Consider the following 18,271-nt stretch of genomic DNA (forward strand, 5'->3'; position numbering starts at 1 on the left):
GAATCAGTTTGTCTGCGTAAGCGTCAGAATACTCAATATCAATCTGAGTTCATGTATAGATTTTGTTTTGACAAGTTTTTCAAATTTCTGATGAATATTGTGGAGAGAAAAATCAAAATCCGTTTGCGGTTTGTTATCTAAATTGTCGATAATAAAATCACGATAAAATATATTTGTCGTTCCTTCAAAGAATATTTTATATTCAGTTTCATTTTTTAAAAATTGTCGGAAAATATTTTTTTCTAACTCTGAAATCTTTTCTCTCAAGTGGATTTCTTTTTTTACAACTGAAATGAAGATATTCTCAAGAAGAATTTCTTTTCCATTTAAATCATGTCTTGAGTATAAACTTTCATTGATTTTTACAGCTTTTTCAATCTTTGAAATAAAGACAGCGATGCTCGCAGTATTGACTTCTATTAATTGGTTGACTGGAATTGTTCTTGTCATAGTTTTTTTAAAGTAAAATTTTTGTTTCAAGAGAAATTTACAATACGTATTTTCCGTATATAGAAAATGTGCAAAATTTCATTTAGATTTGTTTATAATATCCAATTACAGACATTTTTAATAATTGTATTACAATAAATCTCCTCTCCTAAACTTCGATTTGAGGGATGATATGTATCGACAATCATTAAATTATTGTCATAAAAAAACCTCGCCTTATTGTCCTTTATCACATTCATTTTATCATAATCATTACCAAATATTTCTTCAAAAAGATTATCGAGTAAGTCAAATGTTCCTCCACAGATTATTACTTGTGGTTTAAATAAATTTATCTGTTTTCTCAAAATATCATTTTCGGAAAAATGCTGTTTAACTTCGTTGTGATTTGCTATACTTTTTCCAGGGAGTTTTTTCACATTTACATAAGCAATATTTTTCATTACATTGGCAATCTCTGGTTTCTCAGAGATAAATGGCATTTCTTCCCATTCTATTTCATTATAAACCCCAAAGAGTGTGTAAACAATTGGGTTAAAAGTTTTATTCCAACCTTTTTCATTTGTAAGTAGATTTGGTAAATCATTCAAGACATCTATCAAGCTCCAACAATCTTTATCATCTTCACTGTTAACTTCTTTATTAATCCAAAGTATTTTAGGATTTGCATATAAATATTTTTCGACATCTATTATTCCGTCGGGAATAGGAGTGCAGTTTGCGCCTTTAAGATTTTGAATTTCTTTAATTATATTTTCTTGTTCAGTTTTTAAATTTTCTAATGTCATAATATTTTTTCTAACTTTATACTTTAGATAATTCAGCGGATAAATTTTTAATAGCATTGATTATTGAATTAATATAATTTCTTTTTCTTGATGCAGGATGAAACGCATCTAAATAAACCTTGCCATCTTTTAAATAAACATTTAATAAATTATCAATAGAAAGCTCACCGACTAAGTGGTTATCATCAATATTAAAAAAATCTTTGTACAAATGAAATGTGTTACCAAAAATATTCACATTTGGACTTAATAATTCCGTTTGTCTTCTGATTAAATCTTTATAACGTAAAAATCCATTAAATAAATTCTCATCACTAGTCCATGTTCCTGTTTCTGAATAATTTTTATTTGCGTTAATAATCGCAATACTTCTAACGACATCACACATCGAATGATCATCTCTAATATAATCTAATTCTTCCCATGTTTTAAATCCATTTAATATACTATATGAAACATAAATTATCGCATGCCAAGTAGGTTTTGCAACTGTCTTAAACCACCATATAAGTCTTCGCTCTCAAAATAGCTTCTATAATAAAATGAATCTTCTTCTTGTGAATATGATTCTTTTAAAAACCAAGCAATTCGGTACTTGCTCGCAAAATATTTTTCATTATTTATTGCTCCATCCACCATTGTTTTTGGAAAAGATTTTATCTCTTCCTCCATTTTTAGAATTTCTCTGATTTTAGAATTTAAGTTCATAATTTATTTTTTCTAAATTTAATTATTTTCCTTTAAGAAAGGTAGATCTTTAACCATTTGAGTTGTAAAGTCTCGAAAGATCTTCACAAGAAAAATTTCGTTTATAAGATTTAAAGCAACTTTTTCAAACTCTTTTACAAGTTCAGATATGTAATAATCTAAGGCGTCATCAGCATTCAGTTTTTTATTTTTAATAATTTCATAATTCGCTTTTACATTGTTTGTCATCAAAAATTTCAGCAAATCCTTATCTTTAATATCATTTTCATTCCCGAGAAGAAATGCCGCCCATAAAACATCTCTCAAATCCTCATCGTTGCTGAATCTGCAAAAACCTAAATGATTTTCATTATGATTTTCTTTAAAAAATCTTTCAAAAATATCCATTAATATTTTCTCTTGAGATTTCCATTCCCTTTGCAATTCTAAAGTATCAGTTTCTCTTCTTTTATAGGTATAACAAAAATAAATCCTCCCGTTTTCATCAATTTGCACTTCACTTTTGAGAGATCCAAATCTAAAAAAATATAGAAGATTTAAATTCGTATTCTTCTTTTCCAGACGTTGCAAAAAGATTTGATCTAATTTACTCTGCCATTCTTTTTTGAACTTTTCGTAATCTTTCACATTCATTTTTGTGCAAAACTAAAACCTCACAAACCCAAACCGCGTCCGTCTGATTTATTATCTCAAAAAAATATATTAAAAGTTTTTTGGCAAAATCACTACCTTTGCAAGTCGTTAAAAAAAGAAAAACTAATGTCTTTATACCAGCAACTCGCAGAAAATCTACAGTTTATAAGTCCGGCATTTTACAAACAGAGGTATTTTAAAAATCTGAAAAACCTCACCAAAGAAAACTTTTCGGCGAGAAATGTAGAACCGGAATTGGTTTGGATAAAAGATTATCTGCAAAATAATGCTGTAATTTTCGACATTGGCGCCAACGTGGGCACGTTTCTTTATCAGTTTGAAAACAAACTGAAACATCAGAATATTTTTGCTTTTGAACCCAATCAAAAACTGAACATCCGTCTGAAAAGACTTTTTACGTCGATGAACATTTCTTCTGTGGCACTTTCTGATGAAAACACAACTGCTCAGTTTAAAGTTCCTATTATCAAAGGAAAAATGGTCGCTTCGAGAGGCACTTTAAATACTGCCTACAAAGAAAAAGACGAAGAAAATTCTTTTACAGAAACCGTAGAAGTTGTAAAACTGGATGACTGGGTAAAATCTAAAAACATCAGCAGAATCGATTTCATTAAAATTGATGTGGAGGGAAATGAGATGAAAACCCTTTTTGGTGGAAAAGAAACAATACAAAAATTCAAACCAACTTTAATGGTTGAAATGGAACAACGCCACCACGAATCACCGATTTGGAATGAGATTTCCGAGGTTGAAAATTGGGGTTTTGATGCTCATTATTTAAACCGAAAAACATTCACTCTGGAAAAACTGACTGAAGAAATCCTGCTCAAAAATATCAGCGACGAAAAAAACAAAACAGAATACATCAACAACATTATTTTCCTTCCTAAAAACGTTTAAAAACTGAGTATGAGTGTAGTTGCAAGGCAGGGATTTAAATATTCAGTGATTGGATACGTCGCGACTCTGATCGGGATGTTTTCGATTTTTATTTTCACGAACAATCTTATCTTTTACGGGAAATTGCGGTACATCATGTCTGCTGCGGAGATGCTGGTTCCGTTTGTAGTGTTGGGAATTTCGTATTCGAACGTAAAATTCTTCGGAAAAGCTCAGGAAGACGGCAAAAATCAAAATATGCTGTCGCTTTCTCTGGCTTTGATTTGCATTAATTTTCTTATTTTTCTAATCGTATTTTTTTTCATCCCGAATTTTTACCCTCATTTTACTGAACTGAAAATCTGGGAAAGCAAAAAATATATTCTTCCGCTTGTTTTGACGCTTTCGCTTTGCGCGGTTTTCAACAGATATATTTCCAATTACAAAAGGATTGTCGTTTCCAATATTTTTGACAATCTGTTGCCTAAACTGGCGAATTTAGGTTCGTTTTGCCTGTTTTTTTATTTTCAGTTTTCGGAACAGATTGCATTGGCTTTTTTCTTCGGAATGTTTGCCTTGATGCTTTCCGGATACATTTATTACACCAACAGACTTGAAAAAGTGCAGCTCGATTTCAGCAGAGATTACTTTAAAAAAGATAATTTTTACAGAGAATTCGCAGCGTACAGTTTTTTCGGATTTCTGGGAACTTTCGGAAACCACATGGCCATCAACAATTATATGATTGGCGAGTTTATTGGTGACGAAGAAATCGCTGTTTATAGTATTTTACTGGCTTTGATCTCTTTGATTTCCATTCCGCAACTGGGCTTATTTAATATTTCCGCACCGATTATCAGAAAAAATCTGGCTGATGGAGATATGGAAGAACTCGACAGATTTCACAAAAAAACTTCACTGACGATTTACTTTTTGGGAGCCGTTCTGTTTGGATGTATTATGGTTGGATTTCCGTATCTGACGCATTTTATGCCTAAAAAAGGAGATTTACTGAGAATGTATGAGCCGGTGATCTGGATATGGGGATCTGCGGTTTTACTTGATCTGGCAACGGGTTTCAACGGAAATATTATTTCGCTTTCAAAATACTACAAATTTAACATCATCGTCATGCTTTTGTTAGCAGGATTGACGATTGGATTAAACTGGTATTTCATCAACAACACCGACCTTTCGCTGATTGGAATTGCGTTGTCTACGGCGATTTCAGTGACGCTTTACAATATGATCAAAGTGATTTTTAATTATTTTGTGTTTAAAGTTTCGCCCTTTTCGATTGAAATGATTTTTGTATCAATTATCTGTACGCTGGCAATTACCGTGGCAATTGTTTTACCTGTTTTTGAAAATAATTTCATCAATTTAGTTTACAAACCGGCAGTTGTTTTATTGCTGATTTTTACTGGAAATCATTTTACCAAAATATTTCCTATCGAAGATTACATCAACATGAAATTCATTAAAAGCATATTGAAATTTAAATAAGCTTTAAAAGTGTATTTTCTAAATTTCTGAGAGTAATTTGTTTGCTAAACTCTTTCTGAAAATCAAATTTATAATCTTTCAGCTCATAGAACTGTTGAATTACATTTTCTTTTTCCTGAACTACAAAATCAAGATTTGATGCGTAAATTTTAGGGAAAACAGCCATTTTTCCAAACTTGATGGCATCGCCGATGTTGCCGGTCATTTTGGTTGTTCCATAAATTTCTTTCTGACTGAAAAACTCTGTTTCCTGCTGAATCGGGCACCACAAAACATCAGCCTTTTTCATCCACATTTCAAATTCTTTCTGCGAAATTCTTTCGGTAAAATATTTTAAATCAAATTTTTCCGAAACTTTTTTAATATTCTCAAGCTCCTCTCCTTTTGCCTTACCCAAAAATACAAACTCAATATTTTCAGCTGATTTTGATTTTTGAATTGTACTTAAAACATGTTTGTAATCTCGTCTTTTCTGTGAAACACCGCCGGGAATAACAACAATCAATTTTTCATTTTCATTCTGAAGAAATTCTTTGGTGTAAAAAAGCGGTAAAAACTGATATTCTGATGAGGAAAAACTTTTATCCAAAACAAGTTGAGACGCGCTCTGATAAACTTTGGAAGAATTTGTCAATCCCTCTTTCCATAAAAGTTTTAAACGGTAAAATAGATCTTCCTTGAAAATATTTTTAATTAAATCAAATTTAGAAGCTTTGGAAAAATTGAGATTATGAACGATTACAGCGGTCTTATATTTTTGGGTAATGCTTAAAAATGTACTCAAATAACGGTGAACAGTTCCAATAATTATTAAATCATATTTTTTGGATTTAAGCTGATCAAAAATCATAGAATTATCAGATAACCAAATATTTTCATCGTGTTGCGGAATCTGATTTTTAATCTTTTCTGAAAAATAATAATCGACAGAAAACTCTTTTGAATCTTTCATTAAATCCAAAAAATCTACAGCAATTTCTGCGTGGGTGTCGATTTCGATATAAGCGATATTTTTCAAACTGATGACTTGTAAGTTTTGGCTAAAGCCACTGGAAAATTTTTATTTATAAACGGGCTAAAGCCCGTTCCTATTGATACATTTAAATTCTTAAATGTTAAACCATTTCTTTTTAAACATATTCCACCGTTGCTGATTGATGACTTTTTGTTCATCATTAGAAATTTTCAATTCCAGCTTTTGAGATTTGCATTTTTCATATGAACGGATGATTTGAAATAAAAAAGATGGAGATTTTATTTTCATCGCTTCTTTAGCTGAAGCAATGTAGGTCAGAAATCGTTTTAAACCTAAAAAATAAAAATATCTTCCGTAGTAATCTGCTGGTTTTATCGTGTAATCTGCACCTTTCACTTTTATTAGTTTCACATGCAATTCCGGAATCACAACTTCTTTCCAGCCCAAATTTTGTAGTAAAATAGCATCAATATTATCCCAGCCTAAAGTTTCCCGTAAACCGCCTATTTCAGTAAAACATTCCCTTCTGTATGCTTTCATCGGACCGCGGACGTGATGTTTATTTGAATTGCCTTCATAAACCCATTCTCCGTTTTTTTCAATATATAAAAGTCCGCCAACCAAACCGTAATCGGAATTTTCATTAAAAGAATCCGAAACTGCCTGAAGATAATTTTCATCTAGAATAATATCAGAATCAAATTTACATATGATATCAAAATCATTAAAATTTTGAGTTTCCAAACCTTTTTTAAAAGCCGCAACCACTTTTGAACCCGGTTGATGTCCTGATTTTTGAAGATTGATGGTTCCAAATCTGGAATCACTTTCCACATATTTTTGAATGACTTCTGCAGTTCCATCCGTTGAGCCGTCGTTGACAACAACAACTTTAAAATCCTTACAATTTTGCTGTTGTAAAGAATCCAGAGTGAATGGCAAATTGTTTTCCTCGTTGTGCGCAGGAATAATGATTAGAAATCTCAAAGTGAAAATTTAGTTTTCAAATTTAGTTTAAATCCATCAAAAAACCTTCTTCTCATCTTGAAAAAGAGTAAAAAGAAGGTTGAATAATTTATAATTTTTGTTTAAAACAAGTATTATTTTGTAGGATACTTTTGCATTAACGCCTGAAGAATTGCCCATGTTTCAGCATCCATAATTCCGTCATAATTCTGCGGTCTGAAATGATATTGGAATGCTTCAATGGTTCTTTTTGTAGCATCATCCCATTTTTCGGAAAGTTCAATTCCGTAGCCAAATTTCTGAAGATTGGTTTTCACTAAAAACACAAATCCCGGTTCGTTATATTTTGTAGCAAAATCTGTTGCAGCCAAATTGTAGAAATTCTGTTTTGTCGCTTCATCGTACCACATCCCGATTTGATATTCATCATACAGTTTTTTCCATGGAAACAAAGGTCCCGGATCCTGTTTTCTGGTTGGCGCAATATCTGAATGCGCCAGGACATTGGTGGGAGGAATTTGGTATCTGTCAACAATATCTTTTGCCAAAGCCGCCACTTTTTTTACCTGCTCATCGCTGTATGTGTAAAAAGTTTTCTTCCCAGAAGCATCGGCAGTATATCCAGTATTTACTATTTCAATCCCGATAGAATTGTCATTTAAATTCATGTCAGATCTCCAGGCACTCACTCCTGCATGGTAGGCTCTTTTATTTTCATCAACCAACTGGTAAATTTCATTATCGCCAGTATTGTTCACAAGATAATGTGCACTTTTATCCTTTTGAGTAAGAGCTACCAAAGATTTTTCATCATTTATAGCTGTATAATGCAAAATGAGATATCGTTGTCTGAAATTCTGTCCTAAAGAAGGAAAATAAGTTTTCACAACTTTATAACCCTGAGGTTTCGCAGAAACTATCGAACCATAACTTATAGTATTGTCATTATTGGCTGCGTTGGCAATATTTTCTTTATAAAATTCTACTCCGTTTTGTGTTTTAATCTGAGGCTTTTTCGCATTTTCATCCTCTGTATCTCCTGCAGTTTTGGTTGTGGCAGAAGCAATTTTGGGTCTGTAAGTAGTAGCAACAGTTTTTTTCTTTGCAGCACACGAAAAAATAAGTGTACTTAATCCGATGATATATAATGTTTTACGCATCTGTGGGTTTTTATAGTCAATTATTAGGGTAAAAATACACATTTTTTTTGTTAAAAATATTTGCTTGTTAATGAAAACTAATCTATATTTGCACTCGCAATAACGGAATAAAGATCTTCAAAATATAAGATAAAGGAGAGTTGCCTGAGAGGCCGAAAGGACATGTTTGCTAAACATGCGTACTGGAAACGGTACCAAGGGTTCGAATCCCTTACTCTCCGCTTTTTATCTTTCTCGGGGCGTAGCGTAGTCCGGTCATCGCGCCTGGTTTGGGACCAGGAGGTCGCAGGTTCGAATCCTGCCGCCCCGACAGTTTTAGATAATTTTCGCAAAATTACAAATGGGTGCGTAGCTCAGCTGGATAGAGCATCCCGACTCATCGGGACGGTCTGAGGTTCGAATCCTACCGCTCAAATTGTTTTAGTAATTTCACAAAATTACAAATGGGTGCGTAGCTCAGCTGGATAGAGCATCCCGATTCATCGGGACGGTCTCAAGTTTGAATCCTGACGCTCAAATTGTTTTAGTAATTTCGCAAAATTACAAATGGGTGCGTAGCTCAGCTGGATAGAGCATCTGCCTTCTAAGCAGACGGTCTCAGGTTCGAATCCTGACGCGCTCACTGAAAACTCACAATTTTTTGTGAGTTTTTTTATTTTAAATCTATGTGTTTCTGCTATATATTATATTCAAAAATTTTAAACAAATATTACATTGGTCACTCATGCGAGCAATTGCAGGAAAGATTAAGAAAACACTTATCTGACCATAAAGGATTTACATCAAAAGCAAGAGACTGGATCTTGGTTTATTCTGAAAATTTTGATGCTAAATCTGAAGCCTTTAGAAGAGAGCTGGAAATAAAATCATGGAAAAGCAAAATAAAAATTAAAGAATTGATATTTACAGCTGGATAGAGCATCCCGATTCATCGGGACGGTCTCAGGTTCGAATCCTGGTGCGCTCACAGAAAACTCACAATTTTTTTGAGTTTTTTTGTTTAAAGCATGTTTCACAACATCTTTTATTTCCATGACTGAAATCCTTTAATACTGAACATCGATTCTAGTGGATTATATTCTGTTCTAACCCTTATACATTTTTCTTTATTTTCAATAAAAACAGCTTTGTTTTGGAAAAAGAAAAAATAATCTTTTCTCACACTTATTTTAGATTTATCAATGTTCATTCGTAATAATTCCTGTTGAAAACTGACACCAATATTTTCAATATTATTTTCTGAAAAATTTTTGTTGGAAATATGTTCTAAATTTTGAAGCTTTTTGAAATTTATCTTAGAAAAAGCTGCCAAAAGTTTACTTTCAAGGTAGAGATTAAAAGTAAATGATGCAATCAGCATCAAAAATATGAATATCCAAATTTTATTTTTCATCTAAACATCATTTTACAACCATTAATTATTTTACTAAACTAAAAAAGATTTAGTAAAAAACAATTTTTAAATAAGATTAAAAGGTCTTTCCTCTTTCTCAAATTCGTCCTTAATTCCTGATAAAAGATTTTCTTTAGACAAAAATTTTTCATTTTTATCTATAGCTAAAAGCGATGCGTGCAGAACTGAAGAAACAATCTGAGCTCCCGTCAATTCATATTTTTTTGCAATCTGAAAAAGAATTTTCTCATCAACTGATGCGTTCTTGGGAATCGCGTTCTGCCAAAGTCTCAAACGTTCTTCTGGCGTAGGTTTTTGAAATTTAATAATGGAATTAAATCTTCTTAAAAAAGCTTCATCAATATTATTTTTAAAATTGGAAGTCAAAATTACCAAACCGTTAAACTGCTCTACTCTTTGCAACAAATAGCTCACTTCCTGATTGGCATATCGGTCATTGGAAGATTTTGTGAAAGTTCGTTTTCCAAACAAAGCATCGGCCTCATCGAAAAGAAGAATCCAGTCTTTGTTTTCTGCCAGAGTGAAGATTTTTTCAAGATTTTTTTCAGTTTCTCCAATGTATTTTGAAACAACTTGCGAAAGGTCGATTCTGTAAACTGGTCTGCCAAATTCTTTTGCCAAAAGAGTTGCAGCAAGCGTTTTCCCAGTTCCGGAAGGTCCATAAAATAAGGTTCTGAAACCTGGTAAGGCTTGTTTTGTCATCCCCCAATCATTCAGAAGAGTCTGCTGATGTTTAATCCAGAGTTTTATATAATTGATCTGCTTTCGGATATTTTCATTCACCACAAAATCTTCCCAATTCATCATTGTTTTTACTTCTTTTGCAGGAAAGCTGTTGCTGAATTTAGGTTTTAAATTTTCGCCAAAACAAAGTAGATGAACAGTTTCTTTAGACATCATCAATCTTCCGCTCATGATGGTTTCTCCCTCTTTCACATCTTCTATGCTGACGATATTTCCAGTATGAAACCAATGATTACTGCTAAAATACTGTTGTATTTTTAAACGTTTTTCAATGTCGTTTCTAGCTAAAAGATATTGCACAGTTTCACCTGTAGGAAACATTCCCCTATGGTTTCCTGATCTTACTCCGCCCAATTCCGGAATATCGCCACCTTCGGGATAAACTTCTTTAATAATCTCATCAAAAAAAGATGGATAAACATGGGGAGTGAGTGCCATCAATAATATAAAACCTTCCTCGTGAGAAATTGTTTTGCCAAACACATCTGAAAATGTCCCTTCAAAAGAAATATCCTGAGCAGATTCAGATTTTAAAGATGTTAAGATGAAAATTTTAAGTTGCTGATTCATATTTATTATTTAATTAGCTGAAGTATACCTTTAAAATTTCTCTGTCTGAACAGTATTGCAAATCTATTGACTGTCACAATTTTTTCATCCTCATTTGTCACTAATGTTTGGTGTAAAATAGTGAGAATTCTCTGTTTCATTAATGCCCAGTCTTTTGGTAATAACGCAGTTTGATTTATTTGTGATACTATGGTAATCATTGATCGAATCGTGAAATCTACAATCGAAGGTTTGAAACAATCTGGTAAATATCTCCAATAAAACGATACGTAAATTAATGGTAGCATCCACGGATTATAGGCTAACATATTGACTCTGTCAATCATTGCGCTAAAATTGCCTGCCATTCTGGTTAATGTTGTCATTACCCCACTGAAAATAACATTGAATCCCGAAAGGCGTGAAATTGCTCTGGAAACCGTTTGGAAAACAGCCAAAGATATAGATTGAGCCACGTTTGTAAAGACACTGAAAATCCCTGTTTGTATCACTCTGTTTGCAAATGCCTGAAATACTGACTGCAATCTACCGAGCATTGCCTGCGTCCAATGAAGGCTTGTAGCAAAAAGACCTCTAAAGATTTCCATTCCTCTCAAAATTGGATTAAGTACCATCTGATAAAGAACATTTCTGGATCTCACTAAAATATTTCTGCTAAATGAAGATGTTACAAACTGTAAAGTTGCATAAAAACTGGCTGCTGCAGTAGCCATTATTTCGAGAGGATTTAAAGATGAAAATACCCGAATCGTACTTTCTATCATGGAGGTAGCAATTCTGATGGGGTTGAATTTGGCTAAAATTAGATTCCAGATGGGTGTAATTCTGGCAATCATCCACGCCCAGATGGATTCGGCATTTTGCCAGCTGATATTGAAGTTTCTTGAAATCCAATTCCATACAACAGAGAGTCCTGTTCGAATGGGTGAAATTAATCTCCAAACAAAATTTACTTTTTCAGTTAAATAATTCAATGCATCTCCTGCGAAATACCTTATCGCATCCATCGTCGGTAAGGCAAAACGCGTCCATAATGACCCTAAAATACTTGTGATATTATTAAAAGATGCTCTCAGATTTGCCAAAGCTCCACCTCTCAATTGTCTTACAAAATTTACAATTTTTTCTGCTCCCTGCGAAAAGCTTTCACATGCTAAAACAGAACTTCCCTGAATGGTTTGAAAAACACCATCAACAAAATGATTGAGAACACCAAAAAGTCCTTCCTGTTGCAATCTACTGAAAAGTCCTCCTGTAATTCTGTCTAAACCTCTTTCAATCATGCCTCTTACCGGAGCTACTATATCAGTTCGTAAAAAATTGAGTAAACCCGGAGCAATTGAATTGATGATTGATTCTGCACGCTCTTCAGCCCAAACGAAAGTCCTGCCGGCAAAATTGATTATCATCCCCGCTGCTCTGCCTGCAAAATCCACTGCAACTCCACCTGTTCTGTCCCAAATGGAAGATGCGACCTCACCAATTCTGTCCAAAATCCCCCTTTGAATTTTCGTTCCGTGAGTCGATTTTAATGATAGTTTTTTAATATTCCCTCCGCTCTGCTGAAGTGTGTGCGTCAACTCATGAGCCAGCAAAAATTTACCGGAATTTTGCGAAGGATTGTACTCTCCACTCTTAAAATAAATATTATTTCCAACTGTAAAAGCTCTTGCATTAAGCTCTTTGCTCATTAAATTTGCCCGTGAATCTGTATGAATTCTGACCGATGAAAAATCTACACCAAATCTGTTTTCCATAAAATTTTTGGTACCATTATCCATCATATCTCCACTTCCCTGAGAATTTCTGATTTGATTTTCTATATGTGATGGAGCGAAATGAGTATTTAAATTTGATAAATTTTCGCTTGCGGATTTCTTTCTCACTTTTTCTTCCTCTTCACAATGAGAACACTTTCTCTGAACAGCATTAATTTTATTTAAAACCAAATCTCCGCCAGGTTGAAGAATAGAAGATTTCTGTACAGAAACAGGAGATTGACTGACCACTTTTTCTGCAACAGAATCCGCTTCAGCTTCAAAGACATCATGCACCGAACCAATACTCAGTTTTTTCTGAATAACAGCCGGAAAGAATGGCTTAGACTTGCTTGCCAAAGTATTCTTAGAATTTTGTTCGCTGACTTTCTGAGCTGAAAACATGGCTTTTAATTTTAAAAATTAAACCAACCAACTATTTAAACTGAACACATCGAGAGCCGATTTTCTGAAGTTTCTCACCCTTTTGTAAACGCCGTCTCCGTTGCTTGAGCCATCGTTATTGGTATTTCCTTCAATTGTTATAAATGTATCTCCAACCACATCAACAATGATGGCAGTGTGAATCCAGTCATTTTGAGATTTTCTTACTAAAAGGACATCACCTTTTTTTGCCAAGGCAGGATTAATTCTGATTTTTTCGTTTCTGATTAAAGCATTTTTATGAATTCCGTGGGTTCCTACCGTGTCGCAACTGTAGCTGATTGGCATCATATCAGTAAAATTTCTGCCATGTAATGATGTTGCCTGATCCAGAATAGCCTGCACAAATCCCATGCACCACAGCCAGTTTGAGCCTTCGTTTCCGCCCATATAACTTCTTACCCAAGGTCCGCAATTGGTTTGCTGTTTGATCACCAGCTCAAAAGGAAATCCTTTGAGATGATTATGAGCTACTTCAGAAATTGTATCTCTTAAATTTGCCTTTTTTGCAGCTCCTTCAAAAGAATTTTTGAGGTTTGACGTTAATTTTGAAAAAAGCGATGCTGTTACAATTCCGTCAGCTGGCAGGCCAAGAAATTTCTGATAATTTTTCACTGCAACTTCTGTCGCTGTACCATAATCTCCGTCAATTCCTGTCATTGTACCGATTCCGCGGTGTTGTCTTTCGTGAAGACAAAGCCAAGACTGAATTTTTTCTACATCTGCTTTTTTGTTTGCTAAACCTTTTTTCACAACCGCAGTTGAAAGGCTTAATTCTTTTAAATAGTTGGTTTTTTTCATGGTTATTTTGTTTTATGATGTTAGTTTCAGTAATTCCAATGGCAGAACATAAGATGCTCCATCCATTGGGTTTTTATGGTAGAAATTCCCCATGGAATCTGATCCAGAAGAATGTCTACACCTTTTCCTTCTATCCAAAGTTCAAGGTTTTCATTTTTAAATTCAATTTTGCCGTTCCGCTGAAGAAATGTTTCACGAAGAGCGTCAATGGAAGATTTATTCAGCAAGCTCCAATGTTCTATAACTGCTTTCAAAAGATCTTCACAAGCTTCCTTTTCATCGGCATTTAAACGAATATTTACATTGATAACCTCATCTGAAGGCAACCCGCAAAGGATTTTATTTAAAATCAATTTATTTTCCTCAAATGTTTCATCTCCGTAGACTAAAAAATGCATCAGCAAAACAGCTTTGTGTGCTTCGGTTTCAGATTTCCATACGTTTTTTTCTGTAAGACTGAGCTGCTCAAAAAGTGATGTGAAAAACGGATGAAGTATTGTTAATCCTGAATTTTCCATGTAAATAAATTCTTGTTTTTCAGTTTTACTTTCTTGAAATTCAATATTTTCGGATTCAGATTCAAGGTTATTTTTCCATTTTTCGATAAAAATTGATTCTTTTATGTCTAAATATTGCTTTGAATTTAAAAATTCTAAAATCTCAGCTTTTTCTAAATTCCAGTATTTTTTTGCGGATTGATTTAGAAATTCAAATACGTTTTCATTGATCATAATTTCATTTGAAGAAATTACCATCAGCAATTCCAAAAAACGTTTTCTTTCAGAATTATCAGTATTTAATACATCTCCAATTTCTGAATATCTGTTTTCCACATTTATAAAATGATACAGTTCATTTCTAAAATCAATTGGAACCGAAAAAATCCAGCGAAGAATTGTTTGATTCTGATTTTTAAAAATGTCAATTGTTTTATAATAGAATATTTCAGATATTTTAATTTCAGCAATCACTGATTTTAAATCTGAAAACATTGAATTTTCTATAATTTGTCCACTTTTTAAAAATTCCAAAAACAGATTCTCCGCATAATTTTCTATAGATAATTTTCCGGAATCTGACTTTTTATCAGAATTTTCGGACTCGTAATTTTCAATTTTATTTAATCTTAAAAAATTTTCAATCTGTTCAAGCGATTTATTTACAATCTCTTCTTTCCAGTTTTTTTCTGAAATTTCTGAAATTTCGATTTCCAGATTATCAATAAGCCAAATTTGATTTTCTTTTGAATATTGGTCTAAAATAATTTCTAATCTAGGATAAAATTCTTTTTCCAGAACATACGACAAATTTGCATTCACTTCCTTACCGAACGATTCGGAAGAACAGTTAACTTCAATAACATGTTGTCGTATTTGATGCATTTTTTAAATCTTACCTAAATTAAAATTTGGATAATGGAATGTAACTGAGCTCACAGAACTTCCTGTAGCAATGCCCAATTCCGCAGAATTTTTGGTGTAGTACGTATTATTAAAATCGAAAACGATTCCTTTTTCACTGAAAAATATGCTGGTACTTAAAGGATAATCGACCAAAGTCTCTCCGGTGGAAATCGTAAACGGAATAAAAAATTTGACGTTTGGTGAATTTAGCATTGCAATTTCTTTTAAGTTATCCAAAAACTTCAAATCCTGCTGCTGAAACGGAAATACGAAAATATTATTTGACATATTATTGGTCGCATTAGCATTTGTTTTTCTTATTTCAATTCTGAAAGTAAAATTGATGTATTGCCCTTTAACTCCTTTTATCGAATAGTACAAGGTATTCTGCAAATTATCAAAAACGGGATTTTTGTCTGTCCAAAGATGAAAAAACTCTACTTTCTCAGTCGCTGGAAAGGGTACATTTTCGGTATAATTTAAAATCTCTGTAAGCACATCCCGAACTTCCTGTGCGGTGTTGTTGCCTTTATCCTGTATTGCAGCAATTTTTGCTTCTGCGGTTTGTCTTGTTGCCATGGTTATTTTGTTTTTAGGTTATCGGTTGGTATTAAAATCTTCGCTGTCAAAATCCGGGTAATCAAAATCCCCGATTTTTGGTTCTGGTTCGGGAACTACTTCTTTCTCCTTTGAAAGGACAAAATTGATTGCATCGCCATCGCTACAACAGATGTAGGGAATGTAAAAATCTGCAATCACGGTCTTATCTGCGATCGTATCCTGAATAGGAAGCAGAATGTTCGGATTAAAATAATAATGTAAATATTTATTGAGATCTACAGCCAATTCCGGATGATAGTAGCTGATGTAGTTTTGCATTTTTAATACTGAATTTTCGACAAAAGTGCTGTAATCCAAATCGGTCACCTGTGATTTTTTCGTTCCGATAACTGTAACCTCATCCAAAACAGTCGTTCTTTCTGCTGCAGGTTCAATATTTCTTACAGCTGCATCAGTAAATCTGAACACTCTTTTTTTTGCAGGTGGATTTTCTTTGTACACCAAAATAAATGTTCCACCTCTCGGAACTCCGGCTTTGTGCTCAATTCCGGGATGTTTTTCTATAAATCTTTGCAAAGAAAGTCTTTTGCCAAGCTCTTTCCATTTTTCCTGAGCGGCTTGAAACAGTGCTCTGAACTCTCCTTTTTCGCAAACCATAATGACCTCATCCAGATGATCAATTAAGTCTTCATCAAATCTAGCATCTTCTCTTCTGGCATTTTGAACGGCTTCTCTGAAAGCAATTGAAAGTTCCTCGATTTTCTCATAAACAGGAATAAACTGATGGTAGATTTTAAGAAAAGGAGTCAGAGATTCATACATGAAATTTCTTCCTTTCTTCAGATAGCGAATGTACTGATCAAAGTATTTCTGGTCTTTAATATAACGGTTTCCACGGATGGTTTCCTGATTAAACTCCAGCCATTTGATGATTTTTCCGATTACATTTTCCCAGTTCCGGCGCACCAGATCGTAATCGAGTTCCATGTGACCCCAATCTGTTTCGTCAGTAGCGAGACTGAGCGGAAGATTTTCAAACTGAACAGCATTGAGAGCAATCACCTTGAAAGGCAACTGATGAATCTGCTGGATTTTTAAAATATCCGTCAAAGCATCCTGATAATTTTTGCCGATATGACCTTCAATTCTGAAGAAATTATAAGGTTCCAATTCAAAAAGCAGTGGAGTTTTCACTTCATTTTTTGTTGTATACAAATTGTGAAGAGAATGGTAAGACAATACGGAATCGTTTTGCTTTTTAGACCATAATTCGGGATTCCATTTGTCTCTTAAACTGAGAATATCATCGTAATAATAAGGCAAAGCTTTTTCAGAAAGCCTGAAATCTCCATAGTTTGAAGGTGTAATTCTTATTGAAAGATTTTTTCCGACTTTAAATGAGCTGATGATGTGAGCCAGTTTTTCAAAAAGAACTTTGATTTCATCTTTATTTTTTCTGCTTTCGGAAGAGGAATTTCCCGTTGCAAAAAACGGTGTTCTGTATGATGAATTATTTTCGTCAATTCCTCCCAAAACCACATGAAAAGGGAATAAACCTTCATCTACACAACATAAAGCAAGATCATTTTTTCTGTAATATTTTATTTCATTGTAAGCCGCCACAATATCAGAAATCCAATCCCAAAAATACTGTACGTTGATGGTACCTTTGTATGATTTCAGATTTTTCTCTATCGTAACTTTACAGTCGTTTAAAATATTTAAACTTTGATTGGTTAAACCTTTATATTCATTATAAATTTTAGAAACAGCATCTGAAATATTTTTTATAAATGTTGTATTAAAAGGCGTTATGAAGTTTTCTAAAACTTTTTGAGCATTTAAAATATCATTAAACGGAACATTGTATCTCGGAAAAACCAAAGAATTAAAATTATACGAAGGATATTTTGGAAACAATTCGTTTTTAAAATCAGCTTCTGAAACAGCAATCGGGCGGAGATTAAATTCCAGTCTTTTGCCTTTGTCGTCGCAATTGGTCGTAACGCAATTTTTTTCGTCAACCAAAGTGATCTCAAGTAAAAGAATAATGAGTTTATCTTCAAAAAAATCATCAGGAATGAGCTTTTTATTTTCATCTGAATTTTCCGCAGGAAGCAATTCGTAGATCTTTTTTAAAGAATGGTAATTTTTATTGTGCTTAAAAATATTGTCGAGATAGGCTTCCTCCTTATAATCCGGAGCCAGAAATAGGTCAGAAAGCTGAGCTTCTTTGTAATGAGTCAACAGTTTCTCATTCCAGTTGATTTGAAAACCTAAAGAAGTCAAGGCAGTTCCACAAGAGATTCTAACCTGAGTTTTTGTTGGAAAAGAAAGATCCAAACCGCAGGAAATCCCAATTCCGGTAAGGTTTTTTCTAGTAATTCTGTCCTGCTCTTCCAGATGACTTACGACCAAATTGAGATCTTTCTGGCTGAGCACCTGATCGGCTTCAAAAACAGGATAGGATGATGAATTATATGCTTTCAT

18 protein-coding genes and 4 tRNA genes are annotated in these 18,271 nt (G+C 33.5%); 7 read left to right on the plus strand and 15 right to left on the minus strand.

The window, feature by feature from the left end; all coding sequences use genetic code 11:
* Positions 1-3: 3 nt before the first annotated feature.
* The 5 genes from AC2A1G_RS12345 to AC2A1G_RS12365 all read right to left on the minus strand — a co-directional run bounded on the left by AC2A1G_RS12345 (position 4) and on the right by AC2A1G_RS12365 (position 2,579).
* The gene (locus AC2A1G_RS12345; RefSeq protein ID WP_484047216.1) at positions 4-450 is read right to left on the minus strand and encodes a hypothetical protein; all 447 of its coding nucleotides are present in this window, start codon (positions 448-450) and stop codon (positions 4-6) included.
* A gap of 92 nt (positions 451-542) precedes the next feature.
* Positions 543-1,238, minus strand: a complete 696-nt coding sequence (locus tag AC2A1G_RS12350) for a hypothetical protein (protein ID WP_484047217.1) — start codon at positions 1,236-1,238, stop codon at positions 543-545.
* A 16-nt stretch (positions 1,239-1,254) separates the two neighbouring features.
* Positions 1,255-1,626 carry a hypothetical protein gene (locus AC2A1G_RS12355; protein WP_484047218.1) on the minus strand — a complete coding sequence of 124 codons (372 nt, stop codon included), beginning with the start codon at positions 1,624-1,626 and terminating at the stop codon, positions 1,255-1,257.
* A 74-nt stretch (positions 1,627-1,700) separates the two neighbouring features.
* Positions 1,701-1,946: a hypothetical protein gene (locus tag AC2A1G_RS12360; RefSeq protein WP_484047219.1), complete on the minus strand. Its 246-nt coding sequence runs from the start codon at positions 1,944-1,946 to the stop codon at positions 1,701-1,703.
* Between the two features lie 18 nt (positions 1,947-1,964).
* Positions 1,965-2,579, minus strand: coding sequence for a hypothetical protein (locus tag AC2A1G_RS12365; protein ID WP_484047220.1), 615 nt, complete (start codon positions 2,577-2,579; stop codon positions 1,965-1,967).
* Between the two features lie 126 nt (positions 2,580-2,705).
* Between AC2A1G_RS12365 and AC2A1G_RS12370 the strand changes: the two genes are divergently transcribed.
* Complete coding sequence (locus AC2A1G_RS12370) at positions 2,706-3,500, plus strand: FkbM family methyltransferase (protein ID WP_484047221.1); 795 nt, start codon at positions 2,706-2,708, stop codon at positions 3,498-3,500.
* Positions 3,501-3,509: 9 nt separating this feature from the next.
* Positions 3,510-4,985: a lipopolysaccharide biosynthesis protein gene (locus AC2A1G_RS12375; protein WP_484047222.1), complete on the plus strand. Its 1,476-nt coding sequence runs from the start codon at positions 3,510-3,512 to the stop codon at positions 4,983-4,985.
* On the opposite strand, the gene AC2A1G_RS12380 is transcribed toward AC2A1G_RS12375, so the two are convergent.
* From AC2A1G_RS12380 to AC2A1G_RS12390, 3 genes are all read right to left on the minus strand, one after another.
* A complete protein-coding gene (locus AC2A1G_RS12380) occupies positions 4,978-6,003 on the minus strand; it encodes a hypothetical protein (RefSeq protein WP_484047223.1) in 1,026 nt (341 codons plus the stop codon). The two genes, AC2A1G_RS12375 and AC2A1G_RS12380, sit on opposite strands and share 8 nt — an antisense overlap.
* Before the next feature lie 90 nt (positions 6,004-6,093).
* Positions 6,094-6,948, minus strand: a complete 855-nt coding sequence (locus AC2A1G_RS12385) for a glycosyltransferase family 2 protein (protein ID WP_484047224.1) — start codon at positions 6,946-6,948, stop codon at positions 6,094-6,096.
* 113 nt (positions 6,949-7,061) lie between these two features.
* The gene (locus AC2A1G_RS12390; protein ID WP_484047225.1) at positions 7,062-8,087 is read right to left on the minus strand and encodes an N-acetylmuramoyl-L-alanine amidase; all 1,026 of its coding nucleotides are present in this window, start codon (positions 8,085-8,087) and stop codon (positions 7,062-7,064) included.
* A gap of 134 nt (positions 8,088-8,221) precedes the next feature.
* Between AC2A1G_RS12390 and AC2A1G_RS12395 the strand changes: the two genes are divergently transcribed.
* The 5 genes from AC2A1G_RS12395 to AC2A1G_RS12415 all read left to right on the plus strand — a co-directional run bounded on the left by AC2A1G_RS12395 (position 8,222) and on the right by AC2A1G_RS12415 (position 9,004).
* A tRNA-Ser gene (locus tag AC2A1G_RS12395) sits at positions 8,222-8,308 on the plus strand.
* Between the two features lie 14 nt (positions 8,309-8,322).
* Positions 8,323-8,397 (plus strand) — tRNA-Pro (locus tag AC2A1G_RS12400).
* 135 nt (positions 8,398-8,532) lie between these two features.
* Positions 8,533-8,603, plus strand: a tRNA-OTHER gene (locus AC2A1G_RS12405).
* A gap of 32 nt (positions 8,604-8,635) precedes the next feature.
* Positions 8,636-8,709 (plus strand) — tRNA-Arg (locus tag AC2A1G_RS12410).
* Between the two features lie 43 nt (positions 8,710-8,752).
* Positions 8,753-9,004, plus strand: coding sequence for a GIY-YIG nuclease family protein (locus tag AC2A1G_RS12415; protein WP_484047226.1), 252 nt, complete (start codon positions 8,753-8,755; stop codon positions 9,002-9,004).
* A gap of 107 nt (positions 9,005-9,111) precedes the next feature.
* Here AC2A1G_RS12415 and AC2A1G_RS12420 read toward each other — a convergent pair whose 3' ends face one another.
* The 7 genes from AC2A1G_RS12420 to AC2A1G_RS12450 all read right to left on the minus strand — a co-directional run bounded on the left by AC2A1G_RS12420 (position 9,112) and on the right by AC2A1G_RS12450 (position 18,271).
* On the minus strand, positions 9,112-9,480 hold the full coding sequence (locus AC2A1G_RS12420) for a hypothetical protein (protein ID WP_484047227.1): 369 nt from the start codon (positions 9,478-9,480) through the stop codon (positions 9,112-9,114).
* Between the two features lie 66 nt (positions 9,481-9,546).
* Entirely contained in the window at positions 9,547-10,815 is a 1,269-nt protein-coding gene (locus tag AC2A1G_RS12425) for an ATP-binding protein (RefSeq protein WP_484047228.1), read from the minus strand.
* A gap of 5 nt (positions 10,816-10,820) precedes the next feature.
* Positions 10,821-12,977, minus strand: coding sequence for an eCIS core domain-containing protein (locus tag AC2A1G_RS12430; protein ID WP_484047229.1), 2,157 nt, complete (start codon positions 12,975-12,977; stop codon positions 10,821-10,823).
* A gap of 18 nt (positions 12,978-12,995) precedes the next feature.
* On the minus strand, positions 12,996-13,817 hold the full coding sequence (locus AC2A1G_RS12435) for a peptidoglycan-binding domain-containing protein (RefSeq protein ID WP_484047230.1): 822 nt from the start codon (positions 13,815-13,817) through the stop codon (positions 12,996-12,998).
* 26 nt (positions 13,818-13,843) lie between these two features.
* Complete coding sequence (locus AC2A1G_RS12440) at positions 13,844-15,199, minus strand: contractile injection system tape measure protein (protein WP_484047231.1); 1,356 nt, start codon at positions 15,197-15,199, stop codon at positions 13,844-13,846.
* 3 nt (positions 15,200-15,202) lie between these two features.
* The gene (locus AC2A1G_RS12445) at positions 15,203-15,799 is read right to left on the minus strand and encodes a hypothetical protein (protein WP_484047232.1); all 597 of its coding nucleotides are present in this window, start codon (positions 15,797-15,799) and stop codon (positions 15,203-15,205) included.
* An 18-nt stretch (positions 15,800-15,817) separates the two neighbouring features.
* On the minus strand, positions 15,818-18,271 hold the full coding sequence (locus AC2A1G_RS12450; RefSeq protein WP_484047233.1) for a hypothetical protein: 2,454 nt from the start codon (positions 18,269-18,271) through the stop codon (positions 15,818-15,820).

The organism is Chryseobacterium sp. HNCC26DJ240 (assembly GCF_057180485.1).

What these genes read in the sequence shown, in the direction of transcription:
- AC2A1G_RS12370 (WP_484047221.1), top strand. Translation starts at nt 2,706, where the DNA reads ATGTCTTTATACCAGCAACTCGCAGAAAATCTACAGTTTATAAGTCCG.
- AC2A1G_RS12440 (WP_484047231.1), bottom strand. Translation starts at nt 15,199, where the DNA reads ATGCATCAAATACGACAACATGTTATTGAAGTTAACTGTTCTTCCGAA.
- AC2A1G_RS12375 (WP_484047222.1), top strand. Translation starts at nt 3,510, where the DNA reads ATGAGTGTAGTTGCAAGGCAGGGATTTAAATATTCAGTGATTGGATAC.
- AC2A1G_RS12445 (WP_484047232.1), bottom strand. Translation starts at nt 15,799, where the DNA reads ATGGCAACAAGACAAACCGCAGAAGCAAAAATTGCTGCAATACAGGAT.
- AC2A1G_RS12420 (WP_484047227.1), bottom strand. Translation starts at nt 9,480, where the DNA reads ATGAAAAATAAAATTTGGATATTCATATTTTTGATGCTGATTGCATCA.
- AC2A1G_RS12415 (WP_484047226.1), top strand. Translation starts at nt 8,753, where the DNA reads ATGTGTTTCTGCTATATATTATATTCAAAAATTTTAAACAAATATTAC.
- AC2A1G_RS12450 (WP_484047233.1), bottom strand. Translation starts at nt 18,271, where the DNA reads ATGAAAGCATATAATTCATCATCCTATCCTGTTTTTGAAGCCGATCAG.
- AC2A1G_RS12360 (WP_484047219.1), bottom strand. Translation starts at nt 1,946, where the DNA reads ATGAACTTAAATTCTAAAATCAGAGAAATTCTAAAAATGGAGGAAGAG.
- AC2A1G_RS12435 (WP_484047230.1), bottom strand. Translation starts at nt 13,817, where the DNA reads ATGAAAAAAACCAACTATTTAAAAGAATTAAGCCTTTCAACTGCGGTT.
- AC2A1G_RS12365 (WP_484047220.1), bottom strand. Translation starts at nt 2,579, where the DNA reads ATGAATGTGAAAGATTACGAAAAGTTCAAAAAAGAATGGCAGAGTAAA.
- AC2A1G_RS12345 (WP_484047216.1), bottom strand. Translation starts at nt 450, where the DNA reads ATGACAAGAACAATTCCAGTCAACCAATTAATAGAAGTCAATACTGCG.
- AC2A1G_RS12355 (WP_484047218.1), bottom strand. Translation starts at nt 1,626, where the DNA reads ATGTGTGATGTCGTTAGAAGTATTGCGATTATTAACGCAAATAAAAAT.
- AC2A1G_RS12425 (WP_484047228.1), bottom strand. Translation starts at nt 10,815, where the DNA reads ATGAATCAGCAACTTAAAATTTTCATCTTAACATCTTTAAAATCTGAA.
- AC2A1G_RS12390 (WP_484047225.1), bottom strand. Translation starts at nt 8,087, where the DNA reads ATGCGTAAAACATTATATATCATCGGATTAAGTACACTTATTTTTTCG.
- AC2A1G_RS12350 (WP_484047217.1), bottom strand. Translation starts at nt 1,238, where the DNA reads ATGACATTAGAAAATTTAAAAACTGAACAAGAAAATATAATTAAAGAA.
- AC2A1G_RS12430 (WP_484047229.1), bottom strand. Translation starts at nt 12,977, where the DNA reads ATGTTTTCAGCTCAGAAAGTCAGCGAACAAAATTCTAAGAATACTTTG.